Source organism: Rugamonas sp. (genome assembly GCF_025354735.1).
Taxonomy (GTDB): domain Bacteria; phylum Pseudomonadota; class Gammaproteobacteria; order Burkholderiales; family Burkholderiaceae_D; genus Rugamonas.
Genome location: NZ_JANXMI010000085.1, coordinates 1 through 8,546, shown reverse-complemented (window position 1 = coordinate 8,546; position 8,546 = coordinate 1). Strand labels below are relative to the sequence as shown.

At 59.4% G+C, this 8,546-nt stretch carries 9 protein-coding genes, 1 tRNA gene and 1 pseudogene; 8 read left to right on the top strand and 3 right to left on the bottom strand.

The window, feature by feature from the left end; genetic code table 11:
* Positions 1–186: 186 nt before the first annotated feature.
* Entirely contained in the window at positions 187–492 is a 306-nt protein-coding gene (locus tag Q0S71_RS07660) for a hypothetical protein (protein WP_295993710.1), read from the top strand.
* Between the two features lie 40 nt (positions 493–532).
* A complete protein-coding gene (locus Q0S71_RS07655; RefSeq protein WP_295993708.1) occupies positions 533–736 on the top strand; it encodes a hypothetical protein in 204 nt (67 codons plus the stop codon).
* Between the two features lie 78 nt (positions 737–814).
* On the opposite strand, the gene Q0S71_RS07650 is transcribed toward Q0S71_RS07655, so the two are convergent.
* Both Q0S71_RS07650 and Q0S71_RS07645 read right to left on the bottom strand, forming a co-directional pair.
* On the bottom strand, positions 815–2,182 hold the full coding sequence (locus Q0S71_RS07650; RefSeq protein ID WP_295993705.1) for a hypothetical protein: 1,368 nt from the start codon (positions 2,180–2,182) through the stop codon (positions 815–817).
* 146 nt (positions 2,183–2,328) lie between these two features.
* Positions 2,329–2,405, bottom strand: a tRNA-Pro gene (locus Q0S71_RS07645).
* A gap of 236 nt (positions 2,406–2,641) precedes the next feature.
* On the opposite strand from Q0S71_RS07645, the gene Q0S71_RS07640 reads away from it, so the two are divergent.
* Together Q0S71_RS07640 and arsC are read left to right on the top strand one after the other, a co-directional pair.
* On the top strand, positions 2,642–4,009 hold the full coding sequence (locus tag Q0S71_RS07640; RefSeq protein WP_295993702.1) for an amidohydrolase family protein: 1,368 nt from the start codon (positions 2,642–2,644) through the stop codon (positions 4,007–4,009).
* A 49-nt stretch (positions 4,010–4,058) separates the two neighbouring features.
* Positions 4,059–4,406, top strand: a pseudogene (arsC, locus tag Q0S71_RS07635) (arsenate reductase (glutaredoxin)); the annotation flags it as partial.
* Positions 4,407–4,481: 75 nt separating this feature from the next.
* Here arsC and ispB read toward each other — a convergent pair.
* A complete protein-coding gene (ispB, locus tag Q0S71_RS07630; RefSeq protein ID WP_295993699.1) occupies positions 4,482–5,471 on the bottom strand; it encodes an octaprenyl diphosphate synthase in 990 nt (329 codons plus the stop codon).
* Positions 5,472–5,725: 254 nt separating this feature from the next.
* Here ispB and rplU point away from each other — a divergent pair, with 254 nt between their 5' ends.
* The 4 genes from rplU to proB form a co-directional block, all read left to right on the top strand.
* The gene (gene rplU / locus Q0S71_RS07625; protein WP_093387741.1) at positions 5,726–6,037 is read left to right on the top strand and encodes a 50S ribosomal protein L21; all 312 of its coding nucleotides are present in this window, start codon (positions 5,726–5,728) and stop codon (positions 6,035–6,037) included.
* A 35-nt stretch (positions 6,038–6,072) separates the two neighbouring features.
* Positions 6,073–6,351 carry a 50S ribosomal protein L27 gene (rpmA, locus tag Q0S71_RS07620; RefSeq protein ID WP_295993691.1) on the top strand — a complete coding sequence of 93 codons (279 nt, stop codon included), beginning with the start codon at positions 6,073–6,075 and terminating at the stop codon, positions 6,349–6,351.
* 112 nt (positions 6,352–6,463) lie between these two features.
* Positions 6,464–7,573 (top strand): GTPase ObgE, encoded by a 1,110-nt coding sequence (gene obgE / locus Q0S71_RS07615; RefSeq protein WP_295993689.1) that lies wholly within the window; start codon positions 6,464–6,466, stop codon positions 7,571–7,573.
* A 139-nt stretch (positions 7,574–7,712) separates the two neighbouring features.
* Positions 7,713–8,546, top strand: an 834-nt coding sequence (gene proB / locus Q0S71_RS07610; RefSeq protein WP_295993713.1) for a glutamate 5-kinase, incomplete at its 3' end; no start/stop codon positions are given.

Genomic DNA, 8,546 nt, shown 5'->3' with positions numbered 1-8,546 from the left:
GGTACGACGGTCTTCGCGTTCATGTTCGGCAAACAGGCTGATCCGGGGCTTCATCATTGTGGTATTCATTGGTCGCGGGCTGATGCCAGAATTTTACCGAACCTGCGAACGGCAGGATAGGTTTCTAGAGGTACCCTTAAGAGAGACGCAGAGTCTAACAATCGGGAGCAGTCTAAGGAAATTAAGATGGCACGTCCACCCTATGAACAAGATTACATTGAACAGGTTATCGGCCTGCTGGATGGCATAATAAACGGCAGAAACTTGGCTCTCACAAAGGTACTGCTTGGTACGCTTGTTCGTCATTATTCTGGGCGCTTCGGACCCACATTTATGTCTCGTGATGCGGAGGACGCGTTCAAGGCGTACAAAGCGCAGTTGATTGAGCATCAGGAAACGATGAAGGCGGCAGAGAACTTCAAACATATGTCGAGATCCAGACGGGATTTAGGATTGCGATTGCTAAGGATTAGGCTAACTATTGGTAAGTGATTTATGTTGATGATTTATCAATATTTTGTTCCAATATTGAATGAAAATAAAACCGCAAGAAATCAACTCGCACCAAGACGCTATACTCTATCAGGAGTACACCGAATACATAAAAACTGGCGCTACTAACATTCAAGCGTTAGTTCAGGTGGCTATTACGAATGAGCTGGAGGCAGTGAAGGTGTTCGATGCGCTGGCGCGTGCTGAGCATCGTAATTTGCAGGGCGCAGCCGCCGGAGATTAACGACCTCGAAGTGATCGGGGCGATGAGATTCGGACAATAGCACTGAATATTGTCCGAACAACACAAACCAACGTCAGGCTAGCCCAAGTTCAGCGGCGCATTCTTTGCAACCGGCAGGTTCATCACCAAGCTATTGCCGTGCACTTGAAGCTGAACATTGGCTTTGCTGCTATTGCCGATTTTCAAGCCCTTACTTTTCTCACGCTTCGACTGTATGGCCTCGATGTTCATTTCGCCGTTAAGCTTGCTGGCGTAGAAGCGTTCGATCATTTCCACAGAGGTCCGCGCATTGCGTGCCAGCGTCAGTACGTCGATCTTATCCCCTTCCAGAAGCCTGTGCATGATGCAGGTATGGCGCAGGCTGTAGATCTCGCCGCGAGAACCGGCTTTAAAGCCAAGGTCATCAAGCAGATAGTTAAACTGCTGCTGGAGGCGTCGCAGCGCGGTGTCGCGGTTTTGGTGTTCCGGCATAAAGACATAATCATCAGGCCTTGCCTGTCTAGCGCTTGCGCGATCAGCTGTCAGCTCTTCATAGACATTTACTGCGCGTTCCATCGTCACAACTGGGTCGCTGTGCTTCTTACTTTCTGGCAGTGACAGGCGCAGATAGATATTATCGTCACGGATGACTTCAACATGCTTGTGTTGCATGTTTTTGATGTCCGTGGGGCGGATAAAGCTATTTGCAATGAACTCGATCATGCGCGGCAGTTCAGCCGTGAACTTGATACTACGAACGACGCTGCCCTGCTCCTGGCCGGCCTTGGGCGCAGCCCGAATCACGTCTTCGTGCCCGATCAGTTCATTTGCTCTGGCGAGTAGCTTGTCGTATTCCTTAAAGTTGAACCAGCCACGAGGTTCGTCGTGCTTGGGGATCTTGGGGAATTTGGGTATAGACTTTAACAGGTCGCGGTTCTGGGCATGGTCGAAGATTTTGCGGATCAGGCCCAGGTAGCGTTGGATCGAAGAGCCGGACAGATCGACGCCGATTTTATCGACAAACTTTTGCAGGTGCTCGTAGTTAATCTCCGCGATGTTCAGCTCACGAAAATCTGGCAGCACCTTGCCGTCGAGGAAGTACTGATCGTTGCGATGGCACTCAGCGGACATTTCTTTGCGCATTACGCGAGCAGCCTGCGCCTGCATAAAGCTGCTGGCACAAGCATCAAAGCGGGTGTTTTTCACGATGGCAACGCCGTTGTGCTTGTTGATCAGCAGCTTCTCGTAAAACGAAATCGCGGACTTGATGGCCTCGCGTTTATCGGTCTGGCCGGTGCTGCGTTTGATCGTGCTTTTGCCATCGAAGAACCTGACCTGCCAAAACGAACTGGCGGCCATGAGGTAGATCTTGAGCTTGTCCGGGTAGCCCTTTATGGATTCGAGCGTGTCAGGGATCGGGACGGTACGAGATGGATGCGGAGTAGGGGATTGCTTTGCAGACGTCATTCTTGTTCTTATTGGTCTTGTGCCAGGTCGTGGCGCGCCGGAATGTAAGAATTCCCAAGCCTTAAACCTAACTGTTGTACTACACATGGTAGTGTAGTACTCGACCAGCTGCAATATATTTAAAACCCTTATAAAACAAGGGATTATGGTCGGGATGGCAGGATTCGAACCTGCGGCCTCTGCGTCCCGAACGCAGCGCTCTACCGGGCTGAGCCACACCCCGACGGCGTGACATCCAACGCAATGAAACTTTGGTAATTAAATCATATTTTTTCGCATTGTTCAATTCCGTCACGGCGATGCCGTTCGGGGATGATTTGTGACCCGATACTGTGTAAGATCAACGATAACGTTTCCGTCGAGACACTATCGCCGCCGCCGCGACCTGGGCGCTGGGTTGATGTGCTCGTCGAATTCGTTGAATTCGTCCACTTTCGTCCACTATTGGGGAGTTATTGCATGCGTCTTCCATTTCACCTTGCCGCGATGGCGGCCGGCATCGCCGCCTGCTGCGCCACCGCCGGCGCCGCCGCGGCCACCACCGCCATCCACTGCGGCCAGCTGATCGACACCCAGGCCGGCAAGCTGCTCGGTGAAACCACGGTCGTCATCGACGGCAAGCGCATCGTCGCCGTCAGCGCCGGCCACCAGGTGCCGGCCGGCGCCACCGAAATCGATCTATCGACGCAAACCTGCATGCCCGGCCTGATCGACAGCCACACCCACCTGACCGGCCAGACCAGCCCGACCCAATATACCGACCAGTTCCGCTGGAACACGGCCGACTACGCGATCCGTTCGACGGTGTACGCCCGCACCACGCTGCTGGCCGGCTTCACCACCGTGCGCGACCTGGGGGACTCGGACAACATCTCGATCACGCTGCGCAACGCGATCAGCGCCGGCATCGTGGCGGGGCCGCGCATCTTCACCGCCGGCGGTCCGATAGGCTCGACCGGCGGCCACGCCGATCCGACCGACGGTTACCGCAGCAGCCTGGCCGGCGATCCGACGCCGCGCGAAGGCATCATCAACAGCCCGGCCGACGCGTGGAAGGCGGTGCGCCAGCATTACAAGGATGGCACGGACCTCATCAAGATCATGCCGTCCGGCGGCGTGCTCGATGAGAGCAAGAGCGCCGACAACGCCCAGATGACGGTCGAGGAAATCAAGGCCGTCGTCGCGGCGGCGCGCGACTATGGCATGACGGTGGCGGCCCACGCCCACGGCGCCGAGGCGATCCGGCGCGCGGTGCTCGGCGGCGTCGACTCCATCGAACACGGCACCTATATGAACGAGGAGGACATGAAACTGATGAAGGAGCACGGCACCTGGTATGTGCCGACCATCATCGCCGGCAAATTCGTCGATGAAAAGGCCAAGATTCCCGGCTATTTCCCGCCGCAGGTGGCGCTCAAGGCCGCCGCCGTCGGCCCGCTGATCCAGGGCACCGCCGGCCGCGCCTACAAGGCCGGCGTGAAGATCGCCTTCGGCACCGACGCCGCCATCTATCCGCACGGCGACAACGGCAAGGAGTTCGGCTACATGGTGGAGGCGGGCATGCCGGCCATGTTCACCATCCAGGCCGCGACCACGCACGCCGCCGAGCTGCTCAAGCAGGACAAGGATTTGGGCAGCATCAGCGTCGGCAAGCTGGCCGACCTGGTGGCGGTGCCGGGCAATCCCTTGACCGACATCGGCCTGATGACCAAGGTCGGTTTCGTGATGAAGGATGGCGTGGTCTATAAACAGGATGGCAAGCCGGCGCAGTTCGTCGCCAACCTGGACCAGCCCATACTGCCGGCCGATAGCGGCCAGGGTTTTTGATATTGAAACAATACAAACAATACTAACGATATAAATGATATAAACGATTATGACGATTACCATTTACCACAACACCGCCTGCGGCACGTCGCGCAACACCCTGGCCCTGATCCGCGAAGCGGGGCATGAGCCGGTGGTGGTCGACTACGTGAAACATCCGCCGCAGCGCGCGGTCTTGCAACAGATGATCGCGCAGGCCGGCCTGAGCGTGCGGGCGGCGATACGCGACAAGGGTGATCTTTATGGGGAGTTGGGGCTGGCCGAGCCCAGCCTGTCCGACGATGCGCTGCTCGACGCGATGATGGCGCATCCCATCTTGATTAACCGGCCGTTCGTGGTCACGGAAAAGGGCGTGCGCCTGTGCCGGCCGGCGCAGCTGGTGCTGGAAATCTTGCCCTAGACGCGGCGCCGGAGGCGAAAAAAAAGCGAGGTCCGGTTCGCACCGGCCTCGCTTTTTTTCGTCCGCACGCGGTCAGTGGTTGCGGTCCACCGCGAAGCGCGCCAGCTGCAACAGGGACTGCTTGTAAATACTGTCTGGCAGGTCGGCGATCGCGTCGGACGCGCGCTTGGCGGCCGTCTCGGCCTGGCGCCGCGTGTAATCGAGCGCGCCGCTGCTGGTGACGGCGGCCAGGATGGTGTCGAAATGCTGCTCGTCGCCCTGCTCGATGCAGGCGCGCACCAGCTGGCGCTGTTCCTCCGTGCCGTTTTCCATCAGGTAGATCAGCGGCAGCGTGGGCTTGCCTTCGCGCAGATCGTCGCCTACGTTCTTGCCGATTTCGGCGGCGTCGCCGGCGTAATCGAGCACGTCGTCGATCAGCTGGAAGGCGGTGCCGAGCGAGCGGCCGTATTCGCCGGCCGCCGCCACCTGCGCGTCGCTGGCGCCGGAGATCAGCGCGCCCAGTTCGGCGGCGGCCTCGAACAGCTTGGCCGTCTTCGAGCGTATCACTTGCAGATAGCGTTCCTGGCTCACGTCCGGGTCGTGCATGTTCAGCAGTTGCAGCACTTCGCCCTCGGCGATGACGTTGGTGGCGTCCGACAAGATCTGCATGACGCGCATATTGTTCAGGCCCACCATCATCTGGAAGGCCCGCGAATACAGGAAGTCGCCGACCAGCACCGAGGCGGCGTTGCCGAACAGCGCGTTGGCGGTGGCGCGGCCGCGGCGCAGCGACGATTCGTCGACCACGTCGTCGTGCAGCAGGGTGGCGGTGTGGATGAATTCGACCACCGCCGCCAGTTCGTGGTGCGCCGTGCCGCGGTAGGAATAGGCGTTGGCGACCAGCAGCACCAGCACCGGCCGGATGCGCTTGCCGCCGGCGCTGATGATGTATTCCGCGATCTGGCTCACGAGGCTGACCTCCGATTGCAGCTTGGCGCGGATCACCGTGTTGACGGCGTCCATGTCGGCGGCGATCGTGTGGATGATGTTGTTTTGTGTAGCGTGTTGGGTAGCGTCAGACAAGGCGAACCTGCTATAGACTGGGAAGTGCGGCGATTATACGTCATGCCCCGTGCCGCCGGTGGCGTTTGGCGGACGCTGTCGATTCCGCCGCGCGCGCAGGCAAAGTTGTCGACATACCACGACAGCGGCCGTTTGTGAATAGTTTTTGACGCGAAATGTCCATCCATGTATAATCAGCGGTTCCCCCGTTTCCATGCAGCTCATTCGCAGAGCCGGGGAGGAATTTTTCTTAACATTTGATGAGGTTTCAAATCATGTACGCGGTCATAAAAACCGGTGGCAAACAATACAAAGTTGTCGCTGGCGAAAAACTTAAAGTAGAACAGATACCGGCAGACATTGGTTCCGAAATCACTATCGATCAAGTCCTCGCCGTTGGCGCGGGCGACACCATCAAGTTTGGTGCCCCATTGGTCGAAGGTGCAAAGGTACTGGTTACTGTTGTGGCACACGGTCGTCACGATAAGGTGAAGATTTTCAAGATGCGTCGTCGTAAGCACTACCAGAAGCATCAAGGCCATCGTCAGAACTACACCGAAATCCAAATCGTCTCGATCAACGGCTAATCCCGTTTGCGACACAGCTAATTAAGGAGCTATAAATGGCACACAAAAAAGGCGGCGGCACAACGCGAAACGGCCGTGATTCAGAATCAAAACGTCTGGGCGTCAAAGTCTACGGCGGCCAAACGATCAATGCAGGCGGCATCATCATTCGTCAGCGCGGCACTCCTGTGCGCGCCGGCGAAGGCGTCGGCATGGGCAAAGACCACACCCTGTTCGCTCTGGTGAACGGCAAGGTCAAGTTCGTGGTCAAAGGTCCTCAGTCGCACCAGTTCGTGACGGTCGTACCGGCTGTTGCAGCAGTAGCAGCAGCCTAAATGCAGTACCGGCCGGCGGCGTTCGCGCCCCCGGCCCACCCCGTAAGGCGCAAGCCTTCAATCGAAAGGCTCTGCCCCAGGTAGGGCCTTTTTAGTTTTATGGCGGCACATTATGAAGTTTATCGACGAAGCAAAAATTGAGGTCATCGGCGGCGACGGTGGTAACGGCTGCGCCTCTTTTTGCCGTGAAAAATTTAGACCGTTCGGCGGCCCCGACGGCGGCGACGGCGGCACCGGCGGCACGATCTGGGCCGTGGCGGACCGTAACATCAACACGCTGGTCGACTTCCGCTTCTCGAAGATGCACAAGGGCCGCGACGGCGAGCCGGGACGCGGCGCCGATTGCTACGGCAAGGGCGCGGACGACATCACCCTGCGCATGCCGGTCGGCACCCTCATCATCGACAACGCCAGCGGCGAAATCATCGCCGACCTGACCGAACACGGCCAGATCGAAATGCTGGCCAAGGGCGGCGAAGGCGGCTGGGGCAACATCCACTTCAAATCGTCGACCAACCGCGCCCCGCGTCAAAAGACCGAGGGCAAGGAAGGCGAACGGCGCGAACTGCGCCTGGAACTGAAGGTGCTGGCCGACGTCGGCCTGCTGGGCATGCCCAACGCCGGCAAGTCGACCTTTATTTCGGCCGTGTCGAACGCCCGTCCGAAGATCGCCGACTATCCGTTCACGACGCTGCACCCGAATCTGGGCGTGGTCCGCGTGTCGCACGAGAAGAGCTTTGTGATCGCCGATATTCCGGGCTTGATCGAAGGCGCTTCCGAAGGCGCGGGCCTGGGCCACCAGTTCCTGCGCCACTTGCAGCGCACCGGTTTGCTGCTGCACATCGTCGACATGGCGCCGTTCGAGACCAACGTCGATCCGGTCAAGGAAGCCAAGGCCCTGGTCAAGGAACTGCAAAAGTACGACGAGTCGCTGGTCGAAAAGCCGCGCTGGCTGGTGCTCAACAAGGTCGAGATGCTGCCGCCGGACGAGCGCAAAAAGATCGTCAAGGACTTCATCAAGCGCTTCGCGTGGAAGGGTCCCGTGTTCGAGATCTCCGCGCTGACCCACGACGGCTGCCCGGAACTGGTCAACGCCATCTATCAGCACCTGGAACAGAAAAAGCACAGCGAACAGCGTGCCGAAGAAACCCAGATGACCGAAGAGGCGCGCGGCATTTCGTCCATCGATCCGGACGATCCGCGCTTCAAAATCCTCGACTAAGATCGTCGACCAAGATCCTCGATGGATGTCGGGCGATCGGCAGTACCCGAACGGCCGCCCAGTGCGGCCGTTTTAACATTCGATCAAAATGGTATAAACGGTTATGATCGTCGATGTTATCCACGTCGCCGCCGTCGCCATGAATTCCGTCATACAGAACGCCCACCGCATCATCATCAAGGTCGGCTCCTCGCTGGTCACCAACGACGGCCGCGGCCTCGATCACGCCGCCATCGCGCGCTGGGCCGCGCAGATCGCCGGCCTGCGCGCGCTCGGCAAGCAGGTGGTGCTGGTCAGTTCCGGCGCCATCGCCGAGGGCATGCTGCGCCTGGGCTTCGAGCGCCGCCCGACCGACATCCACGAACTGCAAGCCTGCGCCGCCGTCGGCCAGATGGGCCTCGCGCAAATCTATGAAACGAGTTTCCGCGCGCACGCCCTGGGCACCGCGCAGGTGCTGCTGACGCACGCCGACCTGGCCGACCGCGAACGCTATCTGAACGCGCGCTCCACGCTGACCACCTTGCTGCGCCTGGGCGTGGTGCCGATCATCAACGAGAACGACACCGTCGTCACCGACGAGATCAAGTTCGGCGACAACGACACCCTGGGCGCGCTGGTGGCCAACCTGATCGAGGCCGACGCGCTGATCATCCTGACCGACCAGCAAGGCCTGTTCAGCGCCGATCCGCGCAAGGACCCGGCGGCGGTGCTGATCCAGCAGGGGCGGGCCGGCGACCTGACGCTGGAAGCGATGGCGGGCGGCGCCGGCAGCAGCCTGGGTCGCGGCGGCATGCTGACCAAGATCCTGGCGGCCAAGCGCGCCGCCAAGTCGGGCGCGCACACGGTGATCGCCTACGGCCGCGAGGACAACGTGCTGGGGCGCCTGGCCAGTGGCGAGGCCATCGGAACCGAACTGGCCGCGCAAACCGGCCACCTGACGGCGCGCAAGCAATGGATGGCCGATCACCTGCAC